This window comes from Enterobacter cancerogenus, from assembly GCF_019047785.1.
GTDB lineage: Bacteria > Pseudomonadota > Gammaproteobacteria > Enterobacterales > Enterobacteriaceae > Enterobacter > Enterobacter cancerogenus.
On sequence record NZ_CP077290.1, the window covers coordinates 4,449,170 to 4,469,949 of the forward strand.

General features: G+C 49.9%; 16 protein-coding genes. All 16 read left to right on the top strand.

The window, feature by feature from the left end; all coding sequences use genetic code 11:
- The 16 genes from I6L58_RS20990 to murJ all read left to right on the top strand — a co-directional run bounded on the left by I6L58_RS20990 (position 1) and on the right by murJ (position 20,777).
- Complete coding sequence (locus tag I6L58_RS20990; protein WP_006176305.1) at positions 1 to 480, top strand: GDP-mannose mannosyl hydrolase; 480 nt, start codon at positions 1 to 3, stop codon at positions 478 to 480.
- Positions 477 to 1,700, top strand: a complete 1,224-nt coding sequence (gene wcaI / locus I6L58_RS20995) for a colanic acid biosynthesis fucosyltransferase WcaI (RefSeq protein WP_058609782.1) — start codon at positions 477 to 479, stop codon at positions 1,698 to 1,700. The genes I6L58_RS20990 and wcaI overlap by 4 nt, the downstream gene beginning before the upstream one ends.
- A 3-nt stretch (positions 1,701 to 1,703) precedes the next feature.
- A complete protein-coding gene (cpsB, locus tag I6L58_RS21000) occupies positions 1,704 to 3,140 on the top strand; it encodes a mannose-1-phosphate guanyltransferase (protein WP_006176303.1) in 1,437 nt (478 codons plus the stop codon).
- A gap of 110 nt (positions 3,141 to 3,250) precedes the next feature.
- Positions 3,251 to 4,621 carry a colanic acid biosynthesis phosphomannomutase CpsG gene (gene cpsG / locus I6L58_RS21005; RefSeq protein WP_088208133.1) on the top strand — a complete coding sequence of 457 codons (1,371 nt, stop codon included), beginning with the start codon at positions 3,251 to 3,253 and terminating at the stop codon, positions 4,619 to 4,621.
- 110 nt (positions 4,622 to 4,731) lie between these two features.
- Positions 4,732 to 6,126, top strand: a complete 1,395-nt coding sequence (gene wcaJ, locus I6L58_RS21010; protein ID WP_006176301.1) for an undecaprenyl-phosphate glucose phosphotransferase — start codon at positions 4,732 to 4,734, stop codon at positions 6,124 to 6,126.
- Between the two features lies 1 nt (position 6,127).
- On the top strand, positions 6,128 to 7,606 hold the full coding sequence (gene wzxC, locus I6L58_RS21015) for a colanic acid undecaprenyl disphosphate flippase WzxC (protein WP_006176300.1): 1,479 nt from the start codon (positions 6,128 to 6,130) through the stop codon (positions 7,604 to 7,606).
- Positions 7,607 to 7,621: 15 nt separating this feature from the next.
- Positions 7,622 to 8,902 (top strand): colanic acid biosynthesis pyruvyl transferase WcaK, encoded by a 1,281-nt coding sequence (gene wcaK, locus I6L58_RS21020; protein ID WP_088208134.1) that lies wholly within the window; start codon positions 7,622 to 7,624, stop codon positions 8,900 to 8,902.
- Positions 8,899 to 10,119, top strand: coding sequence for a colanic acid biosynthesis glycosyltransferase WcaL (gene wcaL / locus I6L58_RS21025; RefSeq protein ID WP_006176298.1), 1,221 nt, complete (start codon positions 8,899 to 8,901; stop codon positions 10,117 to 10,119). Before wcaK ends, wcaL begins: the two co-directional genes overlap by 4 nt.
- Before the next feature lie 12 nt (positions 10,120 to 10,131).
- On the top strand, positions 10,132 to 11,523 hold the full coding sequence (gene wcaM, locus I6L58_RS21030) for a colanic acid biosynthesis protein WcaM (protein WP_088208135.1): 1,392 nt from the start codon (positions 10,132 to 10,134) through the stop codon (positions 11,521 to 11,523).
- Positions 11,524 to 11,698: 175 nt separating this feature from the next.
- Positions 11,699 to 12,598 (top strand): UTP--glucose-1-phosphate uridylyltransferase GalF, encoded by a 900-nt coding sequence (galF, locus tag I6L58_RS21035; RefSeq protein ID WP_088208136.1) that lies wholly within the window; start codon positions 11,699 to 11,701, stop codon positions 12,596 to 12,598.
- Between the two features lie 258 nt (positions 12,599 to 12,856).
- A complete protein-coding gene (locus I6L58_RS21040; protein ID WP_088208137.1) occupies positions 12,857 to 14,254 on the top strand; it encodes a mannose-1-phosphate guanylyltransferase/mannose-6-phosphate isomerase in 1,398 nt (465 codons plus the stop codon).
- On the top strand, positions 14,254 to 15,636 hold the full coding sequence (gene cpsG / locus I6L58_RS21045) for a phosphomannomutase CpsG (protein WP_088208138.1): 1,383 nt from the start codon (positions 14,254 to 14,256) through the stop codon (positions 15,634 to 15,636). Before I6L58_RS21040 ends, cpsG (I6L58_RS21045) begins: the two co-directional genes overlap by 1 nt.
- A gap of 30 nt (positions 15,637 to 15,666) precedes the next feature.
- The gene (locus tag I6L58_RS21050) at positions 15,667 to 16,995 is read left to right on the top strand and encodes an O-antigen ligase family protein (RefSeq protein WP_088208139.1); all 1,329 of its coding nucleotides are present in this window, start codon (positions 15,667 to 15,669) and stop codon (positions 16,993 to 16,995) included.
- Positions 16,992 to 18,128: a glycosyltransferase gene (locus I6L58_RS21055; RefSeq protein ID WP_088208140.1), complete on the top strand. Its 1,137-nt coding sequence runs from the start codon at positions 16,992 to 16,994 to the stop codon at positions 18,126 to 18,128. Before I6L58_RS21050 ends, I6L58_RS21055 begins: the two co-directional genes overlap by 4 nt.
- On the top strand, positions 18,121 to 19,287 hold the full coding sequence (locus tag I6L58_RS21060) for a glycosyltransferase family 4 protein (RefSeq protein WP_088208141.1): 1,167 nt from the start codon (positions 18,121 to 18,123) through the stop codon (positions 19,285 to 19,287). The genes I6L58_RS21055 and I6L58_RS21060 overlap by 8 nt, the downstream gene beginning before the upstream one ends.
- The gene (gene murJ / locus I6L58_RS21065; RefSeq protein WP_088208142.1) at positions 19,284 to 20,777 is read left to right on the top strand and encodes a murein biosynthesis integral membrane protein MurJ; all 1,494 of its coding nucleotides are present in this window, start codon (positions 19,284 to 19,286) and stop codon (positions 20,775 to 20,777) included. Before I6L58_RS21060 ends, murJ begins: the two co-directional genes overlap by 4 nt.
- The last annotated feature ends 3 nt before the right edge of the window (positions 20,778 to 20,780 follow it).

The following is a 20,780-nucleotide window of genomic DNA, read 5'->3' on the forward strand; positions in this document are numbered from 1 at the left end:
ATGTTTTTGAGTCAGGAAGATTTTGCCACGATCGTTCGTTCCACACCGCTCATCTCAATGGATTTGATTGTGGAGAACGAACGCGGCGAGTTCTTGCTGGGGAAACGAACCAATCGTCCTGCACAGGGCTTCTGGTTCGTGCCCGGCGGGCGCGTGCAGAAGGATGAGCGGCTTACCGATGCGTTTGAACGTCTCACTCTGGCGGAACTGGGCCTGCAACTGCCGATGGCATCAGGCCAGTTTTACGGGGTCTGGCAGCACTTCTATGACGATAACTTTTCAGGTAGCGACTTCACCACGCACTACATCGTGCTGGGGTTCCGCCTGAAAGTGAGTGAGGCAGACCTGCGTCTGCCTGATTCTCAACATGACGACTACCGCTGGCAAACGCCAGAGGCGCTGCTTGCCAGTGACAATGTGCACGACAACAGTCGTGCCTATTTTCTGGCAGATCGTCAGGCCGGAGTGCCGGGCTTATGAGAATCCTTGTTTACGGAATCAACTACTCGCCGGAGCTGACCGGCATCGGGAAATATACCGGTGAAATGGTGGAGTGGATGGCGAGCCAGGGCCACGAGGTGCGGGTCATTACTGCACCACCGTACTACCCGGAGTGGAAGGTAGGCGAGCGTTACTCGGGCTGGCGCTATCGCCGCGAACAGGGGGCCGCCACCGTCTGGCGCTGCCCGCTGTACGTGCCGAAGCAGCCGTCAACCCTGAAACGCTTGCTCCATCTCGGCAGCTTTGCCCTGAGCAGTTTCTTCCCGCTGATGGCGCAGCGTCGCTGGAAGCCGGATCGCATTATCGGCGTGGTGCCGACGCTGTTTTGCACGCCGGGCATGCGCCTGCTGGGGAAACTCTCCGGCGCACGCACCCTGCTGCACATTCAGGATTATGAAGTCGATGCGATGCTCGGTCTGGGCATGGCCGGTAAAGGCAAGGGTGGCCGTGTTGCCAGACTCGCCAGCGCCTTTGAGCGCAGCGGCCTGCACAACGTGGATTACGTGTCGACCATCTCGCGCTCAATGATGAACAAAGCGCAGGAAAAGGGCGTCGCGCAGGAGAAAGTGATCTTTTTCCCGAACTGGTCCGAAGTGGCGCGCTTTCGTGACGTAACGGAAAGTGATGCCCGGGCGTTACGCACTCAGCTCGGTTTGCCTGATGACCAAAAAATCATTCTTTATTCAGGCAACATCGGTGAAAAGCAGGGGCTGGAAAGCGTTATCGAGGCGGCGCATCAGTTAAGCAAACATTCATGGATGTTTGTGATTGTTGGGCAGGGTGGCGGTAAAGCGCGTCTGGAAAAGATGGCGAGCGAACGCGGCCTGACCAATGTGAAATTTTTCCCGCTTCAGTCTTACGAGGCCTTGCCTGCGTTGCTGAAGATGGGCGACTGCCATCTGGTGGTGCAAAAGCGCGGCGCGGCAGATGCGGTATTGCCGTCGAAGCTCACCAACATTCTGGCGGTCGGCGGCAACGCGGTCATCACCGCCGAGCCGGAGACCGAGTTAGGCCAGCTGTGCGAGAACTATCCAGGGATCGCCGTTTGCGTCGAGCCGGAGTCGGTGTCCGCACTGGTCGCTGGCATTGAGCACGCGCTTGCCATGCCAAAAGTCAACACGGTGGCACGTGAATATGCCGAACGCACGCTCGAAAAAGAGAACGTGCTGAGCCAATTTATTGCAGATATACGGGGATAAATCATGAGTCAAAGCAAACTGTTTCCGGTCGTGATGGCTGGTGGCTCTGGTAGCCGGTTGTGGCCGCTGTCCCGCGTGCTCTATCCAAAACAGTTCCTCTGCCTGAAAGGGGAGCTCACCATGCTGCAAACGACGGTCAACCGTCTGCAAGGCGTGGAGTGTGAAAGCCCGGTGGTGATCTGCAACGAGCAGCACCGCTTTATCGTTGCCGAGCAGCTGCGCCAGCTGAACAAACTCACAGAAAATATCATTCTGGAGCCTGCCGGACGTAATACCGCACCCGCTATCGCCCTGGCGGCGCTGGCGGCGAAACGCAGCAGCCCGGAATGTGACCCGCTGATGCTGGTCCTGGCCGCTGATCACGTCATTCAGCAGGAAGAGACGTTCCGCGACGCGGTACGGGCCGCCATTCCTTACGCCGAGAGTGGCAAGCTGGTGACCTTTGGCATCGTTCCGGATCTGCCGGAAACCGGTTATGGCTATATCCGCCGCGGCACGGTCACGGCTGGCGAAGGTGACAGCGTGGCGTTCGATGTGGCGCAGTTCGTTGAAAAACCCAATCTTGAAACCGCGCAGGCCTACGTGGCCAGCGGGGAATATTACTGGAACAGCGGCATGTTCCTGTTCCGCGCCGGGCGTTATCTGGAAGAGCTGGAAAAGTATCGCCCGGATATCTTACGCGCCTGCGAAAAAGCCATGGCCGTGGTTGACCCGGATCTTGATTTCATCCGTGTCGATGAAGCCTCTTTCCTCGCCTGTCCGGAAGAATCCATCGACTACGCGGTGATGGAACGCACGGCGGATGCCGTAGTCGTGCCAATGGATGCCGGCTGGAGCGACGTCGGCTCCTGGTCCTCTCTGTGGGAGATCAGCGCCCATACGCCGGAGGGAAACGTTCATCACGGTGACGTGATCAGTCACAAAACCGAAAACAGCTACGTTTACGCCGAGTCCGGCCTGGTCACCACGGTGGGGGTAAAGGATCTGGTGGTCGTTCAGACCAAAGACGCGGTGCTGATCGCTGACCGTAACGCGGTGCAGGACGTGAAGAAAGTCGTCGAGCAGATTAAGGCCGACGGTCGTCATGAGCATCATATCCACCGTGAAGTGTACCGTCCGTGGGGTAAATATGACTCCATCGACGCGGGCGATCGCTATCAGGTGAAGCGTATTACCGTAAAGCCGGGCGAAGGGCTGTCGGTACAGATGCACCACCACCGCGCCGAGCACTGGGTGGTGGTGGCGGGGACCGCCAAAGTCACCATCGACGGTGAAATCAAGCTGCTGGGTGAGAACGAGTCTATTTACATCCCCCTGGGGGCGACCCACTGCCTGGAAAACCCGGGGAAAATTCCGCTCGACTTAATTGAAGTGCGCTCCGGTTCCTATCTGGAAGAGGACGACATCGTGCGCTTCCAGGACCGTTACGGACGGGTATAGCGCCTTAGCACCTCGCCCGGTGGCACTACGCTAACCGGGCCTACGAATGAAAAAAATAAATTTGGCCATTACGTGGTCAGGGCCAACTGTTGCCTGAAAAAGGGGTCATCATGGAAAAATTAACCTGTTTTAAAGCCTACGATATTCGCGGCAAGCTGGGCGAAGAGCTGAATGAAGACATTGCGTGGCGCATTGGCCGTGCATATGGCGAATATTTAAAGCCCCAAACAATCGTGCTGGGCGGCGACGTGCGCCTGACCAGCGAATCCCTCAAGCTGGCGCTGGCGAAAGGGCTGCAGGACGCGGGCGTAGACGTGCTGGATATCGGCCTTTCCGGCACCGAAGAGATCTATTTCGCCACTTTCCACCTGGGCGTGGACGGCGGTATCGAAGTGACCGCCAGCCATAACCCGATGGACTACAACGGGATGAAGCTGGTGCGCAAGGGTGCGCGTCCGATCAGCGGTGATACCGGCCTGCGCGACGTGCAGCGCCTGGCGGAAGCGAACGACTTCCCGCCGGTGGATGAAGCGAAACGCGGCAGCTATCAGCAGATCACCCTGCAAAAAGAGTACATCGACCACCTGCTGGGCTACATCAACGTGGCGAACCTCAAGCCGCTGAAGCTGGTGATCAACTCCGGTAACGGCGCGGCGGGCCCGGTTATTGATGCGCTGGAAGCGCGCTTTAAGGCGCTGAACGTGCCGGTGACCTTCATCAAGGTGCATAACACCCCGGACGGTACCTTCCCGAACGGTATTCCGAACCCGCTGCTGCCCGAGTGCCGGGACGACACCCGCAACGCGGTGATTGAGCACGGCGCGGATATGGGCATTGCCTTTGACGGCGATTTTGACCGCTGCTTCCTGTTCGATGAAAAGGGCCAGTTTATCGAAGGCTATTACATTGTCGGCCTGCTGGCGGAAGCCTTCCTTGAGAAGAACCCGGGGGCCAGGATCATTCACGATCCGCGTCTCTCCTGGAACACCGTCGACGTGGTAAGCGCGGCGGGCGGCGAGCCGGTGATGTCTAAAACCGGTCATGCGTTCATTAAGGAGCGCATGCGCGAAGAGGACGCCATCTACGGCGGCGAAATGAGCGCACATCACTATTTCCGCGATTTTGCCTACTGCGACAGCGGGATGATCCCGTGGCTGCTGGTAACCGAGCTGCTGTGCCTGAAAGGGCAAACGCTGGGCGAACTGGTGCGTGACCGCATGGCCGCCTTCCCGGCAAGCGGGGAAATCAACAGCACGCTGGCGCAGCCTGCCGAGGCCATTGCCCGCGTGGAGCATCACTTCGCGATCCATGCCCTTGAAATCGACCGCACCGACGGGATCAGCATGTCGTTCCCGCAGTGGCGTTTCAACCTGCGCTCCTCCAACACCGAACCGGTGGTGCGCCTGAACGTGGAATCACGGGCCGATACGGCGCTGATGGAAGCGCGAACGAAGGACATTCTGGCGCTGTTGAATCAGTAATCATTGCCCCTCACCCCAGCCCTCTCCCTAAGGGAGAGGGTGTTCAAATTCCCTCTCCCTTAGGGAGAGGGTTAGGGTGAGGGGGAAGGTTGTGAACTAAAGGAACAACGATGACGAATCTAAAAAAGCGCGACCGAGCGAGAACGAATGCATCGTTAATCTCTATGGTGCAGCGATTTTCTGATATCACCATCATGGTCGGCGGATTGTGGGTGGTGTGTCAGATCAGCGGGCAGTCGTTCTTATATATGCATCTGCTGATGGCCCTGATCGCGCTGGTGGTGTTCCAGATGATCGGCGGAATGACCGATTTTTATCGTTCGTGGCGCGGCGTGAAAATAACCACCGAGCTGATGCTTCTTCTGCAAAACTGGACCCTGAGCCTGATCTTCAGCGCCGGGCTGGTGGCTTTCAGCCAGGATTTCGATAACCGTCTGGTAACCTATCTGGCCTGGTATCTGCTGACCAGCGTAGGCATGGTGGTGTGCCGATCCTTGATCCGCTTTGGCGCAGGCTGGCTGCGTAACCGGGGCTATAACACCCGCTATGTGGCCGTTGCCGGTGATTTGCCGGTAGGTCAGGTGCTGCTTAACTCCTTCCGCAAAGAGCCGTGGTTAGGCTTCGACGTGGTCGGGATCTATCACGATGCCAAGCCGGGCGGTGTGTCGTCTGACTGGGCGGGAAACTACGAACAGCTGGTCGAGGACGCAAAAGCCGGCAAGATCCACAACGTCTACATCGCCATGCAGATGAAAGATGAATCCTGCATCAAAACGCTGGTGCGTGACCTGGCGGACACCACCTGTTCGGTAATCCTCATTCCGGACGTCTTTACCTTTAACATTCTCCACTCCCGTATTGAAGAAGTGAACGGCGTTCCGGTGGTTCCGCTGTACGACACGCCGCTGTCCGGTATTAACCGCGTGCTGAAACGCCTCGAAGATATCGTGCTCTCGTCGCTGATTTTGCTGCTGATTTCCCCGGTGCTGTGCTGTATTGCGCTGGCCGTAAAGATCAGCTCGCCCGGCCCGGTTATCTTCCGCCAGACCCGCTACGGCATGGACGGTAAGCCGATTATGGTGTGGAAATTCCGCTCCATGAAGGTGATGGAAAACGACAGCGTGGTAACGCAGGCGACGCAAAACGATCCGCGCGTGACCCGCGTTGGCAACTTCCTGCGCCGGACCTCGCTGGACGAACTGCCGCAGTTTATCAACGTCTTTACCGGCGGCATGTCGATTGTGGGGCCTCGTCCGCACGCCGTCGCCCATAACGAGCAGTACCGTACCCTGATCGAAGGCTACATGCTGCGCCACAAAGTGAAGCCAGGCATTACCGGCTGGGCGCAAATCAACGGCTGGCGCGGCGAGACCGACACGCTGGAAAAAATGGAAAAACGCATTGAGTTCGATCTGGAGTACATCCGCGAGTGGAGCGTCTGGTTCGATATCAAGATTGTCTTTCTGACTATCTTCAAAGGTTTCGTGAACAAAGCGGCGTACTAAGATGAGCTTACGAGAAAAAACCATCAGTGGCGCCAAGTGGTCAGCAATGGCGACCATCGTCATCATTGGCCTTGGGCTGGTGCAGATGACGGTGCTGGCGCGTATTATCGATAATCACCAGTTCGGTCTTCTGACCGTGTCGCTGGTGATTATCGCCCTCGCCGATACGCTGTCTGACTTTGGTATTGCCAACTCGATTATCCAGCGCAAGGAGATTAGCCATCTGGAGCTGACCACGCTCTACTGGCTGAACGTTGGGCTTGGGATCGTCGTGTTTGTGCTGGTATTCCTGCTGAGCGACACCATCGCCCGCGTGCTGCATAACCCGGACCTGGCACCGCTGATGCGCACGCTCTCCTTTGCGTTTGTGCTGATCCCCCACGGGCAGCAGTTTCGCGCGCTGATGCAAAAGGAGCTGGAGTTCAACAAAATCGGCATGATCGAAACCAGCGCCGTGCTGGCGGGCTTCACCTTTACCGTGGTCAGCGCCCATTTCTGGCCGCTGGCGATGACCGCTATTCTGGGCTATCTGGTCAATTCTGCCGTGCGTACGCTGCTGTTTGGCTACTTTGGCCGCAAAATTTATCGCCCGGGGCTGCACTTCTCGCTGGCGTCGGTCTCCTCTAACCTGCGCTTTGGTGCATGGCTGACCGCCGACAGTATCATTAACTACGTCAATACCAATCTCTCCACGCTGGTGCTGGCGCGTATTCTCGGTGCGAGCGTCGCAGGGGGATACAACCTGGCGTACAACGTCGCGGTTGTTCCGCCGATGAAGCTGAACCCGATTATCACCCGCGTGCTGTTCCCGGCGTTCGCCAAAATCCAGGACGACACGGAGAAGCTGCGCGTCAACTTCTACAAGCTGCTCTCCGTGGTCGGCATTATCAACTTCCCGGTGCTGCTGGGTCTGATGGTGGTCTCCAGCAACTTCGTCCCGCTGGTGTTTGGCGAGAAGTGGGTCAGCATTGTGCCGATCCTGCAGCTGCTTTGCGTGGTCGGGCTGTTGCGCTCGGTGGGGAACCCGATTGGTTCGCTGCTGATGGCGAAAGCCCGCGTTGATATCAGCTTCAAATTCAACGTCTTCAAAACCTTTCTGTTTATTCCGGCGATCGTTGTCGGCGGCCACATGGCCGGCGCCCTCGGCGTGACGCTCGGCTTCCTGCTGGTGCAAATCATCAATACCGTGCTGAGCTACTTCGTGATGATTAAGCCGGTGCTCGGCTCCAGTTACCGTCAGTACATCCTGAGCCTGTGGCTGCCGTTTTACCTCTCATTGCCGACCCTTGTCGTGAGCTACGGGCTGGGCGTGGTGCTCAACGGGCAGCTGCCGCTCGCCGCGCTGCTGGCCGTGCAGGTGGCGGCGGGCGCGCTGGCGTTCGGGGTGATGATTGTGCTGTCGCGTAATGCGCTGGTGGTTGAGATGAAACGTCAGTTTTGCCGTAACGAAAAAATGAAAACGCTGCTTCGCGCAGGCTAATTTTAAGAGGCCATTATGAAATTACTTATTCTTGGCAACCATACCTGCGGCAACCGTGGCGACAGCGCCATTCTGCGCGGTTTACTGGATGCGATTAACACCCTTGAGCCTGAGACGGAAGTCGACGTGATGAGCCGTTACCCGGTCAGCTCCTCCTGGCTTTTAAACCGCCCGGTGATGGGCGATCCGCTGTACAGCCAGATGAAACAACATAATAACGCCGCGGGCGTGATGGGCCGCGTGAAGAAAGTGCTGCGCCGTCGCTATCAGCATCAGGTGTTGCTCTCCCGCGTGACCGATACCGGCAAGCTGCGCAATATTGCCATCGCGCAGGGCTTTACCGATTTTGTCCGTCTGCTGTCGGGCTATGACGCCATTATCCAGGTGGGCGGATCGTTCTTTGTCGACTTGTACGGTGTGCCGCAGTTCGAACACGCGCTCTGCACCTTTATGGCGAAAAAGCCGCTGTTCATGATCGGCCACAGCGTGGGGCCCTTCCAGGATCCGCAGTTCAACCAGCTGGCGAACTACGTGTTTGGCCACTGCGACGCGCTGATCCTGCGTGAATCGGTGAGCCTCGATATGATGAAGCGCAGCGAAATTGATACCACAAAAGTCGAACACGGCGTGGATACCGCCTGGCTGGTGGACCATCAGGACGCCACTTTCCAGGCAAGCTATGCCGTGCAGCACTGGCTGGATGTGACCGCGAAACAGAAAACCGTTGCCATTACCCTGCGCGAGCTGGCGCCGTTTGATAAACGTCTTGGCACCACCCAGGCGGCGTATGAGAAAGCCTTCGCCGAGGTGGTTAACCGGGTGCTCGACAGCGGGTATCAGGTGCTGGCGCTCTCAACCTGTACCGGTATCGACAGCTATAACAAAGACGACCGCATGGTGGCCCTGAACCTGCGTGGGCTGGTCAATGACCCTTCGCGTTACCATGTGGTGATGGATGAACTGAACGACCTGGAGATGGGCAAGATCCTCTCCGCCTGTGACCTGACCGTGGGCACCCGTCTGCACTCGGCGATTATCTCCATGAACTTCGGTACGCCCGCTATCGCGATTAACTACGAGCACAAATCTGCCGGCATTATGCAGCAGCTCGGCATGCCCGAAATGGCGGTCGATATTCGTCATCTGCTGGACGGCTCCCTCGGGGCCATGGTCGGCGACACGCTGGGACAGTTGCCTGCTATCAATGAACGGCTGGCTGCGGCGGTGAAAGCCGAGCGCGAGAAAGGGATTGGGATGGTGAAATCGGTTCTCGATCGCGTCGGGGAGGGGAAATGAAGGTTGGTTTCTTCTTACTGAAATTTCCTTTGTCGTCTGAAACCTTTGTGCTGAACCAGATCACCGCGTTTATCGATATGGGATATGACGTGGAGATTGTCGCCCTGCAAAAGGGCGACACGCAAAACACCCATGCGGCGTATACCCAGTATGGGCTGGAGGCGAAAACCCGCTGGCTGCAGGATGAACCGAGCGGGCGAATGAATAAGCTGCGCTACCGTGCAGGCCAGACGCTGCGGGGGCTCCACCGCGCGTCAACGTGGCGGGCGCTGAACGTGTCACGCTACGGGGCCGAATCCCGCAATTTGATCCTCTCGGCTATTTGCGGGCAAACGGCGCAGCCGTATCGTGCCGATGTGTTTATCGCCCACTTCGGCCCGGCGGGCGTGACCGCCGCGAAGCTGCGTGAGCTTGGCGTGATTGAGGGAAAGATCGCCACCATCTTCCACGGAATCGACATCTCGAGTCGCGAGGTGCTCAATCACTACACGCCTGAATATCAGCAGCTTTTCCGCCGGGGCGACATGATGCTGCCCATCAGCGAGCTGTGGGCCGGACGGCTCAAAACCATGGGCTGCCCGAGCGAAAAAATCACCGTATCACGGATGGGTGTGGACATGGCGCGATTCACCCAGCGTCCGGTAAAAGCGCCGGGTACACCCTTGCAGATTATCTCCGTGGCCCGTCTGACCGAGAAGAAGGGGCTACATGTGGCTATCGAAGCCTGTCGTCAGCTTAAAGCGCGCGGCGTGGACTTCCATTACCGCATCCTGGGGATTGGGCCGTGGGAGCGCCGTTTACGCACCCTAATCGAACAGTATCAGCTGGAAGGTTATGTGGAGATGCCGGGCTTTAAGCCGAGCCACGAGGTGAAGGCCATGCTCGATGAGGCAGACGTGTTCCTGCTGCCTTCGGTGACAGGAGCGGACGGCGACATGGAAGGGATCCCGGTGGCGCTGATGGAGGCGATGGCGGTGGGCATTCCCGTCGTGTCTACGTTGCACAGCGGTATTCCCGAGTTGATTACGTCGGAGCATTCCGGCTGGCTGGTGCCTGAAAACAATGCCTTAGCGCTGGCCGATCGTCTCGCCGCCTTTTGCGATATTGACCCGCAGGATCTGGTGTCGATATTGCGCAATGCGCGCGGAAAAGTGGAAGCCGAATTTAACCAGCAGGCGATCAATCGCCAGTTAGCAAGCCTGCTGCAAACGTTGTAACGCCGAGGTTGTATGCTGAAAAAGATTACCCGACGCCGCTTTGTTTCATCTTTATCGCTTCTGGCCGCTGCGCCGCTGCTCTCGTCCCGACCGGCGCGGGCAGCTGGCGGGTCGACGGTCAGTATCGATCGCTACAATCATAACGACTGGATTGCGGCCTTTAAGCAGGCATTTAGCGAAGCCGACACCGTTGTGGTGCCCGCCGGACTCACCTGCGAGAACATCAATACCGGCATTTTTATTCCGGACGGTAAAACGCTGCTCGTTCGCGGCGCGCTGAAAGGTAACGGACGCGGGCGGTTTGTCCTCCAGGAAGGCTGTAAAGTTATCGGTGAGGGAAAAGGGCGCACCCACAACATCACCCTGGACGTTCGCGGGTCCGACTGCGTGATTAAGGGCCTGGCGATGAGCGGCTTCGGGCCGGTCACGCAGATTTATATTGGCGGAAAGAAACCGCGCGTGATGCGCAATCTGCTGATTGATGGCCTCAGCGTGAGCCAGGCCAATTACGCCATTCTGCGCCAGGGGTTTCATAATCAGGTCGACGGCGCGCGGATCATCAATTGTCAATTCAGCCATTTGCAGGGTGATGCAATCGAGTGGAACGTGGCGATTAACGACCGCAATATCCTGATTTCCGACCACGTGATTGACACGATCAACTGCACCAACGGCAAGACGAACTGGGGTATCGGCATTGGCCTTGCCGGGAGCACCTATGACAATGACTACCCTGAAAAGCAAACGGTGAAGAACTTCGTTGTCGCCAATATTACGGGCAGCAACTGTCGGCAATTAGTCCACGTCGAAAACGGCAAACACTTCATTATCCGTAATGTAAAAGCCACCAATATCACACCGGATTTCAGTAAAAAGGCGGGGATTGATAATGCCACGGTAGCTATTTATGGCTGTGATAATTTCATCATTGATAATATCGATATGGTCAATAGTGCCGGAATGTTAATCGGGTACGGGGTGATCAAGGGGGATTATTTGTCGATCCCGCAGAACTTCAGGCTTAACGATATTCGCCTGGATAATCGCCAGCTTGCGTATAAACTGCGCGGAATACAGATTTCATCGGGCAATGCGACCTCCTTTGTCGCCATCACAAACCTCGACCTCAAGCGTGCTACACTTGAACTGCACAACAAGCCTCAGCATCTCTTCCTGCGCAATATCAACGTCATGCAGGAGGCGGCCACAGGCCCGGCGCTGAAGATGAATTTTGACCTGCGCAAAGATGTGCGCGGGAAATTCATGGCCAAAAATGAGACCTTGCTCTCGCTGGCAAACATCAAGGCCGTGAATGAAAAAGGGCAGAGCTCGGTGGATATTGATCGGGTCGACCAACAAACGGTGAATACAGAACGGCTGAATTTTGCGCTGCCTCACAGATAAGCACATTTGGCATTTTTACGACTATTCCTGGTAGATAAGCGTTTACTATTCAGATTACAACTACTGTAATTTGTGGTGCGGTGGCGTAACATTCTATGAGATTTACGGCAAATCATACTGGCGAAAACAGGTTTAAAAGCTATAATTCGTCAACCATTTTAAGGTGGAAGGTATAATGATTAATTTGAAAGCAGTCATTCCGGTAGCGGGTCTGGGCATGCATATGCTGCCAGCCACAAAGGCAATTCCAAAAGAGATGCTGCCGATTGTCGACAAGCCGATGATTCAGTACATCGTCGACGAGATTGTGGCTGCAGGGATCAAAGAAATCGTCCTGGTCACGCATTCCTCCAAGAATGCCGTTGAAAACCACTTCGACACCTCCTACGAACTCGAGGCGTTGCTTGAGCAGCGCGTCAAACGCCAGCTGCTGGCCGAAGTGCAGTCTATCTGTCCTCCTGGCGTAACCATCATGAACGTGCGTCAGGCACAGCCGCTGGGTCTGGGCCACTCAATTCTGTGCGCACGCCCGGTGGTGGGTGATAATCCATTTATCGTTGTGCTGCCCGATATCATCATTGACAATGCCTCTGCCGATCCGCTGCGTTACAATCTGGCGGCGATGGTCGCGCGCTTCAATGAAACGGGTCGCAGCCAGGTTCTGGCGAAACGCATGAAAGGCGATCTGTCCGAGTACTCTGTTATCCAGACAAAAGAAGCGCTGGAGACGGAAGGGCAGGTGAGCCGCATCGTCGAGTTCATTGAGAAGCCGGATCAGCCGCAGACGCTGGATTCCGACCTGATGGCAGTAGGCCGCTATGTGCTGAATGCAGATATCTGGTCCGAGCTGGAAAAAACCGAGCCGGGTGCCTGGGACCGTATCCAGCTGACCGATGCGATTGCTGAGCTGGCGAAGAAGCAGTCAGTTGATGCCATGCTGATGACGGGCGACAGCTATGACTGCGGTAAGAAAATGGGGTATATGCAGGCGTTTGTGGAGTATGGCCTGCGTAACCTGAAGGAAGGTCAGAAGTTACGTGAGCGCATAATAAATCTACTAAATGCACATGACTAACAGACAGTCTTGATGCTTTAATAAAACAGGAGACTACCCTGAAATTTCAGCGTGGTCTTTTGTCATATATAAAGCTTGCAAATATTCATCACATTCCTTACATAAGTGCAGTAAAAATCTATTTCTTCTCGAAAGCAGCGTATAAACGAGTGCAAGGCGAGAATTTCATTATCGAATGTCGCTTCTGGTAGCGTAGGCCAGGGGCGGTAGCATGCTTATTTTACACACATCAGTATTGAGCAAAGCAGGAGAAGCAGGATGTTACTTCCAGTGGTTATCGCAGGAGGAACAGGAAGCCGATTATGGCCGATGTCGCGAGAATTGCAGCCTAAGCAATTTCTTTCTTTTCATCAGAATGGATCGATGCTTCAAAATACCATCGCGCGCCTGGATGGATTGGAAGTGGCTAATCCAATTGTAATTTGCAACGAAGATCATCGTTTTCTGGTGGCTGAGCAGTTACGGCAAATGCATAAACTAGCCGGAAATATCATTCTTGAACCTGTTGGGCGAAATACTGCACCAGCAATCACGCTGGCTGCGCTACATGCGCAGAAAACAGGCGAAGACCCTGTCTTGCTCATACTTGCAGCCGATCATTTGATTGCTGATACAACTACATTCCACACGACGATAGCTAATGCCATTCCTTTCGCAAAGATGGGTAAACTCGTCACGTTCGGTATTGTCCCTACGCAGCCTGAAACAGGTTACGGCTATATTCAGCGCGGTGAAGAGCAGCACGTTGGCCACTCCGCAGCCTGGAAAATCAAACGATTTGTTGAAAAGCCTAATCAAGGTACCGCCATCTCCTACCTGGAGAGCAATGAATATCTGTGGAACAGCGGTATGTTCATGTTTAGGGCGTCATCATATCTCAATGAAGTGGCTAAATTTTGCCCTTTAATACTTGATGCATGCAAAAAAGCCATGCAACAACCGCTGAACGATCTCGACTTTATTAAGCTTGATAAAGAAATTTTCTCATCTTGCCCATCCGATTCAATCGACTACGCTGTGATGGAACATACGGATCTGGGAATTGTTTCGGCACTGGATGCGGGCTGGAATGACGTTGGTTCCTGGTCTGCGTTGTGGGAAACATCTCCACATGATGCACAAGGCAATGCGCTAATTGGGGATGTGTTTGCCCATCAAACACGTGATTGTTATATCCGCAGTGAAAGTAAATTAACGGCAGCATTAGGCTTAGATAACCTGATAATTGTGAATACTCAGGATGCATTATTAGTATCTCACAAAGATAATGTTCAGGATGTTAAAATTGTAGTCGAGCACCTTAAAAAGAATTCTCGAAACGAATTCCGCGAACATACGATACGTTATATGCCGTGGGGGCACGTTGAAACTCTTGTTCGTGACGCGCGTTACAAAGTTAATCGAGTGACTATTATTCCTGATGGCGAACTCTCTTTCCAGCTACATCATCATCGTATTGAACATTGGGTGGTTCTCACGGGAACGGCGCAAATTAGAATTGAAGAACAACAAATTTATCTCACTGAAAATGAATCAACTACCATTCCTGTTGGAAAAAAACACCAACTTTCAAATCCAGGGAAAATAAATCTTGAAATTCTGGAAATACAGTTTGGTTCTTATTTAGGTGATGATGACGTTAAAAGGATTTCATGATGAAAAATAATAATAAATTGAATTGCTTTAAAGCTTACGATATTCGCGGTAAATTGGGTGAAGAGCTCAATGAGGAAATCGCATGGCGTATTGGTCGTGCATATGCGCAATGTCTTAAACCGAAGCAGGTTGTTGTAGGCGGTGATGTCCGACTGACAAGCGAATCACTGAAACTAGCTTTGGCTGATGGACTCATGGACGGCGGCTGTGATGTTATTGATATTGGACTTTCTGGGACAGAGGAGATCTATTTCTCCACTTTTCATTTGAATGTTGATGGCGGAATTGAGGTGACTGCAAGCCATAACCCAATAGACTACAATGGAATGAAACTTGTTCGCCAGGGTGCTCAACCTATCAGCGGAGATACGGGATTAAAAGAGATTCAACATCTTGTTGAAATAAATGATTTTTCTCCATGTCAGAAGAAGGGAAGCTATAATAAAATTAATATTCTCAAAGAATATGTTGACCATCTTATGGGCTATATCAATCTCGATCATTTCCGTATCAAACCTATGAAGTTAGTAATCAATTCAGGGAATGGTGCTGCTGGGCATGTGATTGATGAGATTGAGCTGCGTTTCAAAAAGGCTGGTATTCCGGTAGAATTTATTAAAGTCCATAACGACCCTGATGGTTCCTTCCCACACGGCATTCCTAATCCACTCTTACCGGAAGCCCGTAAGGATACTGCGAATGCAGTACTTTCCACTCAAGCGGATATGGGTATTGCTTTTGATGGAGATTTCGATCGCTGCTTTTTATTTGATGAGCAAGCTAATTTTATCGAAGGCTATTATATTGTTGGATTGTTAGCAGAAGCTTTCCTCAAAAAAGAGCCTGGGGCAAAAATTATCCATGATCCGCGGCTGAAATGGAATACTATTGATATCGTTGACACTGCAGGTGGAATCTCGGTGATGTCAAAAACGGGTCATGCATTTATCAAAGAACGTATGCGCAAAGAGAATGCAGTATACGGCGGAGAAATGAGCGCACACCACTATTTCCGTGATTTCGCATATTGTGATAGCGGCATGATTCCATGGTTACTGGTAGCTGAACTCGTATTGACCTCTGGGAGATCTCTTCGTTCATTGGTCGAAGATCGTATCGCTCTATATCCTGTTTCAGGCGAGATTAACCGTAAGGTCTGTAATGCTATAACATTAATTTCCGATATCGAGAATCGCTATGCAAAAGAAGCAATCGATATTGACTACACGGATGGACTGAGCATGTCTTTCCCTGATTGGCGATTTAATATCCGCACCTCTAATACAGAGCCTCTTTTACGACTAAATGTGGAAGCAAATTCTGATCGTGAATTGATGGAGAAAAAAACAGGTGAATTATTAGAGTTAATACAGGGTAATTAAAGAATTGCTTAATCTCGCGGGAATAAAGTAATGTTTGAAATTTTCATAGCAGTAATAGTTCTGATTTTCTATTTTGGTATGCTCTCGCTGCACTTACGCACCAGACTCTTATTAGTGCTAGTGTGTAGTATTCCACAGCTATATTTGATACAAATAGGCGGGGCCGATGTACCTCTGGCGTTTCTTATCCCCGCTTTACTCCTTCCTGAATTTCTCATTAACTTAAGTCGTTTTTTAGCGAAACCGACGATTCTAATTCTTGTCGGGCTTATAGTCATTAGTTCATTTAGCCTTACGTGGTCGGTTGAAAAATCAATAGGTATACGAGATATTGCCTATTTGTGTGAATTTATCGTGATTTCCAATGCTGTTTATATGTTGGCATTGAAAGACCGGGTAGCACTTTATAGAACGATTAATGTTATGCTTTTTATCATTTGTCTTCAGGCTATCACGGTCATGATCTTCAGGTTTAATGAGTCTCTAGAATTAGCTATTATTCTTTCCCCAATGAGTAAATATACAATGGGAATGAATACGCTACAGGGGTTATTAGATGGTGCAAGAAATAACTTCTATGATCCGGTGAAAGCGGGTGGTATATTATTTGTTAATGCCAATGCAGCGGCCTGTTATGCTGGTATTTCTTCTTTCATGGCCTGGGGGATATATAAAACGCAGAAATCAAAAAAAACCCTTTTAATGGCTGTGATATTGTGGGCTACAGTATTCTTTACAGGCTCCAAAGCCGGGGTGCTCTTCGCGGTACTCATACCAGTATTCTTTATCTATCTAAAATTGCAAAGTTCCACTAAAATTATACTAGGATCGGTTGGTGCTTCTTTTGTTGTTATTCTAATCGCAATTAGCGTTATTTTCAGCATGAGTGAACACACTGGTTTTTTAAAGGAATCAACAGATACCGCTGAAACCCGTTATCAAATCTGGAATTATGCATTTAATGCATTTTTGAATAATCCGTTGATGGGGCAAGGATTTGGTGGGTGGGAAATTGATTATAGTAAGCATACCGACTACTTTCTCCCGCCTCATAACACCCTTATATATCTCTGGTCTAAATCCGGCATTATTGCTTCATTCATGGGCTTCGGTTTTATGATGTGTAGTATTACTGTTGCGTGGCGAGCGATTCGGGGTATCTATGAAGAACAGAGAAGCATAGGGATTTCGTTCATGATGGTGCTCTCATGGTTGTTCGCTCATGGATTTGGAGAAAACTTTGGTTTAATTGGGGAGCAGCATCAGATGGTTGTTTTGGCTGTAATGCTTGGGCTTAGTATGGCATTAAACATGGTAGCGAATTTACCAATTAACCATAATAATAAGGTACGACAATGAAAACGGTTGGTATTTTCAGAAACCAGCTCTTTAAAGGTTCAGAGATATTCATCCAACAGCAAGCTGAAGCACTTCAATGCTTTAAAAAGTGCTATATAGGCAGGCGAATTATTGGAAGGAAACCCGATGGTGCGGATACCGCAGTATTGAATGAAAATGGAGATTTTCAAGGAAAAATTGCTGAGATGTTTAATGCCATAACGACATCCGCTCATCCTTATCATTATATTTTGCGAGAACAACCTTTAGATCTCATCCACGCGCATTTTGCTATTGATGGCCTCTACGCGCTGAAACTAGCCCAAAATAAAAATATACCTATCGTGACAACCCTGCATGGATTTGATGTGACCGTTAGTAATAAAGAATTGTTATCATCACGTTCGCCAGCATGGATAAATTATCTCATCCATCAGAAAAAAGTTAAAAATGATAGCAATAAATTTATTTGTGTATCAAATTTCATTGCTCAACAGGCGCTGTCACATGGCTTCCCTGAAAGCAAGATTATTCAACATTACATCGGTATTGATGTTGAAAACTACCAGCCACGGAATCAAGAGGACAATCAAGGCATAATCCTGCATGTCGCGCGGTTAGTTGAAAAAAAAGGAACGAACGTATTAATCAATGCTATTAAGCATGTAAAGGTAAAAAATAGTGACGTTAAGCTCGTAATTATCGGTGACGGCCCATTAAGGGAAGTTCTTAAGACCCAGGTCGCAATGCTTGGGCTTGAAAATAATGTGACATTTGTTGGTGCACTACCTCACAGCGATGTGATGACCTGGATGCGTCAAGCTAGTATGTTGGTTTTACCTAGCGTTACGGCAAAAACAGGTGATGCAGAAGGTTTAGGAATGGTACTTCTTGAAGCGGCAGTGACAGGAGTTCCTGTAATTGGTACGCAGCATGGAGGTATTCCAGAAGCAATAATCGATGAGCGTACAGGATTTTTGGTAGAAGAGAGGAATGATAATCAACTTGCTGAAAGAATTAGCTATTTACTAAACAATCAACTAAAAAGCTCTGAGATGGGGATTGCTGCACGCAGTTTTGTCAGTAAAAAATTTAATCTTATTGAACAAACTATTAAGTTAGAAAAAATTTACCAGGACGTGATTCATGGCTGAAGAAGTAATTATTTTTTCGCGTTCTCTTCCGTTTCATCATCTGGGGGGAATGGAGGTAGTAGCATGGGACTTAGCCGTTCAACTGCGGTCAAAAGGATATGATGTAAAGGTTGTAACAACAGATTTTGATGCAGAAGTTCCCTTCTCAATAACTAATCCCGAAATAATAAAAATTAAAAATGTACCAAAGGCAGTATATTCTAAGGGATGGTGGTACGAGACAACAAAATTAGCAAAGTGCTGGCAAGATAAAGGCAATGTGAAGGCAGTGATAAGCATCAGTGCAGGTGCATTCAGTGTCTTACAGTATAAAAAATTATTCCCAAACGCCAAGTTTATTATGCAAGCGCATGGAACGTCCATTGGAGAAATGGTTTCCAAGCTGAAAACTCGGCAATTCAAAAAAATTCTGTCGAGCTTAAGAAATATTCATGGTTTTTGCTCAGATGCTAAACATTACTCACATTTTGACTGGATTGTCGCTGTTGGTGATGCTGTTAGGCATGACTTAACGACTTTTCCAACATCGCTGATATGTGAGAAGGAAAAAGTTGTTAAGATCGAGAATGGCATTGATGAAAATTTGTTCTCTGACGCAACTTCACAAAGAACCGCATTGCGAGAGGAGTTAAACATAGATTCTGACTCAATGGTATTTCTTTCGGCATCACGTTTACATGAACAGAAAGGCATTGATAATAATATTGAATTATTTTCTCAGATAAAAAAATCTAAACCTTCTGCCAAACTCCTTATTTGTGGAGATGGCCCCTATGAACAACATCTGCGTAAAAAGGTTGCTGACCTTTCCTTAAATCAGGACGTCCTTTTCCTTGGAGCAAAGAGCCGTAACGATCTGGCAAAACTTATGCAATGTGCGGATATATTTTTATTCCTTACCAAAAGAGTAGAGGGTTTACCATTAAATGTCCTTGAAGCAATGAGTGCAGGGTTGCCGCTTATTATATCTAGGCATCTTACTTTTACAGCAGGAGAAAAGATACTCAAGATCAATCCAAATGAATATTCGATAAGCGATCTTCTGGGTTATATCAATACAATAGTTTGTAAAAAAAGAAAATCTTATATCTCAGTTCAAAATACCTTGAGTCACTCAGTGAGTGAATATATTACTCTATTTGAAAGAATGTCTAAATGAAAAGGGCAATTAGCCAACTGTTTGGCGGAAATATGCTTTCGAAAGTTCTGGGGTTGATCAGGGAAGTTTTGATGGCAAAATTTTTTGGTACAGGTGATATCAATGCGGCATACAGAATTGCCCAAACAGGCACTCTAGTACCAATTAATTTTATGACAAGTGATAGTCTCAATTCTGCCTTCATACCGCTATATAAAAAATATCTAACCGAAAACGAATTACGCGCATCTACTTTTAAGTTATGCATGTTTATGTTTTTTGCTTTAGTATCTATATTAATATTCTTAGTTCTGTATTTTTTGTCAGATTACTGGGTCGGTATAATGGCTCCAGGCATTAACGGAACCGCTCGTGAAATGTCAACTGACTTACTGAAAATAATGGCAATCTGTTGCCCTTTTTATCTTTTTTCAGCATTGATGAACTATTTGTCGATGGCGCATGGGGATTATAAACCCATATCAATGCGAGCATCGATTCAAAATGTAGGCATGTTGCTCGGGGTAATTTCAGCATACTATTACAATGATTATTTGCTCTTAGCGTGGGGATTCACAGGAAGTTATATAATTTTTAGCTTGTGGGCTATTATTCGCGCAAGGAAAGGTGCTATCCTCACTTTACCCGCCCATATTGACTTGGTCGAAGTCAAATTAGTAATGAAAAGTTTTTGGGTTACGCTTCGCCCTCTTTTAATTCTACCGCTTATTTTGCAGGGAAATATAACGCTCGAGAGGGCATTAGCATCATTTATTAGTATTGACGTTGTTTCTGGTCTGGACTATGCGCGTTTTATTACCGATACAGTTGTTTTCATTCTTTCAGTGCCTATAGCGTTTGCAGGATTATCAGAATGGTCTTCGCAGACTCCAGAAGTTGTCAGGGATAAAATAAAAATCATTTATAAATGGCTGGCATTACTGGTCATAAATATGTCTTTTTTTATCTTTTACTATGCTAAAGATATAGTTATTCTTCTCTTTATGCGTGGTGCTTTTAACGCGCATTCAGTGACGGTAACCACTGATATTATACAAGGTATGTGCATCGGACTGTGGGCACAAGTAATAGGTTATATTTTTATTAAAGCGCTCAGTGCACATCTTAATAACAAGCAAGTTCTGATGGTCATGTTGATTGCCTTGCTCAGTAATGCCATTGTAAATCTTGTTACTTACAAAGCGTGGGGCGCTTTTGGGTTAGGACTGGGCAATTCAATATATAGCTTGATGATGTTCGTCTTGAGTGCATACTATTTAAAAATCTGGAAGGATCTTCTTCCAGTAATAATGAGAATTTCCATAGGGCTGATTCTGTATGTTGGATTTATGAATGTACTAGGAACTTATATTTTAGAGCCAAATAATGTTATTTTAAGGATAATAATAAACGGTTCGATATTTGTAATATTTAGTATGTTATGGGCAATGCTTTTTCCAGTATACCGAAAAGGTTTAAAAGGAATTCTCATCAAAAAGGGAACGAGATAGCAT

Bases quoted from the DNA above. Each gene is read 5' to 3' on its own strand.
- I6L58_RS20990 (WP_006176305.1), top strand. From the start codon at position 1: ATGTTTTTGAGTCAGGAAGATTTTGCCACGATCGTTCGTTCCACACCG.
- wcaI (WP_058609782.1), top strand. From the start codon at position 477: ATGAGAATCCTTGTTTACGGAATCAACTACTCGCCGGAGCTGACCGGC.
- cpsB (WP_006176303.1), top strand. From the start codon at position 1,704: ATGAGTCAAAGCAAACTGTTTCCGGTCGTGATGGCTGGTGGCTCTGGT.
- cpsG (WP_088208133.1), top strand. From the start codon at position 3,251: ATGGAAAAATTAACCTGTTTTAAAGCCTACGATATTCGCGGCAAGCTG.
- wcaJ (WP_006176301.1), top strand. From the start codon at position 4,732: ATGACGAATCTAAAAAAGCGCGACCGAGCGAGAACGAATGCATCGTTA.
- wzxC (WP_006176300.1), top strand. From the start codon at position 6,128: ATGAGCTTACGAGAAAAAACCATCAGTGGCGCCAAGTGGTCAGCAATG.
- wcaK (WP_088208134.1), top strand. From the start codon at position 7,622: ATGAAATTACTTATTCTTGGCAACCATACCTGCGGCAACCGTGGCGAC.
- wcaL (WP_006176298.1), top strand. From the start codon at position 8,899: ATGAAGGTTGGTTTCTTCTTACTGAAATTTCCTTTGTCGTCTGAAACC.
- wcaM (WP_088208135.1), top strand. From the start codon at position 10,132: ATGCTGAAAAAGATTACCCGACGCCGCTTTGTTTCATCTTTATCGCTT.
- galF (WP_088208136.1), top strand. From the start codon at position 11,699: ATGATTAATTTGAAAGCAGTCATTCCGGTAGCGGGTCTGGGCATGCAT.
- I6L58_RS21040 (WP_088208137.1), top strand. From the start codon at position 12,857: ATGTTACTTCCAGTGGTTATCGCAGGAGGAACAGGAAGCCGATTATGG.
- cpsG (WP_088208138.1), top strand. From the start codon at position 14,254: ATGAAAAATAATAATAAATTGAATTGCTTTAAAGCTTACGATATTCGC.
- I6L58_RS21050 (WP_088208139.1), top strand. From the start codon at position 15,667: ATGTTTGAAATTTTCATAGCAGTAATAGTTCTGATTTTCTATTTTGGT.
- I6L58_RS21055 (WP_088208140.1), top strand. From the start codon at position 16,992: ATGAAAACGGTTGGTATTTTCAGAAACCAGCTCTTTAAAGGTTCAGAG.
- I6L58_RS21060 (WP_088208141.1), top strand. From the start codon at position 18,121: ATGGCTGAAGAAGTAATTATTTTTTCGCGTTCTCTTCCGTTTCATCAT.
- murJ (WP_088208142.1), top strand. From the start codon at position 19,284: ATGAAAAGGGCAATTAGCCAACTGTTTGGCGGAAATATGCTTTCGAAA.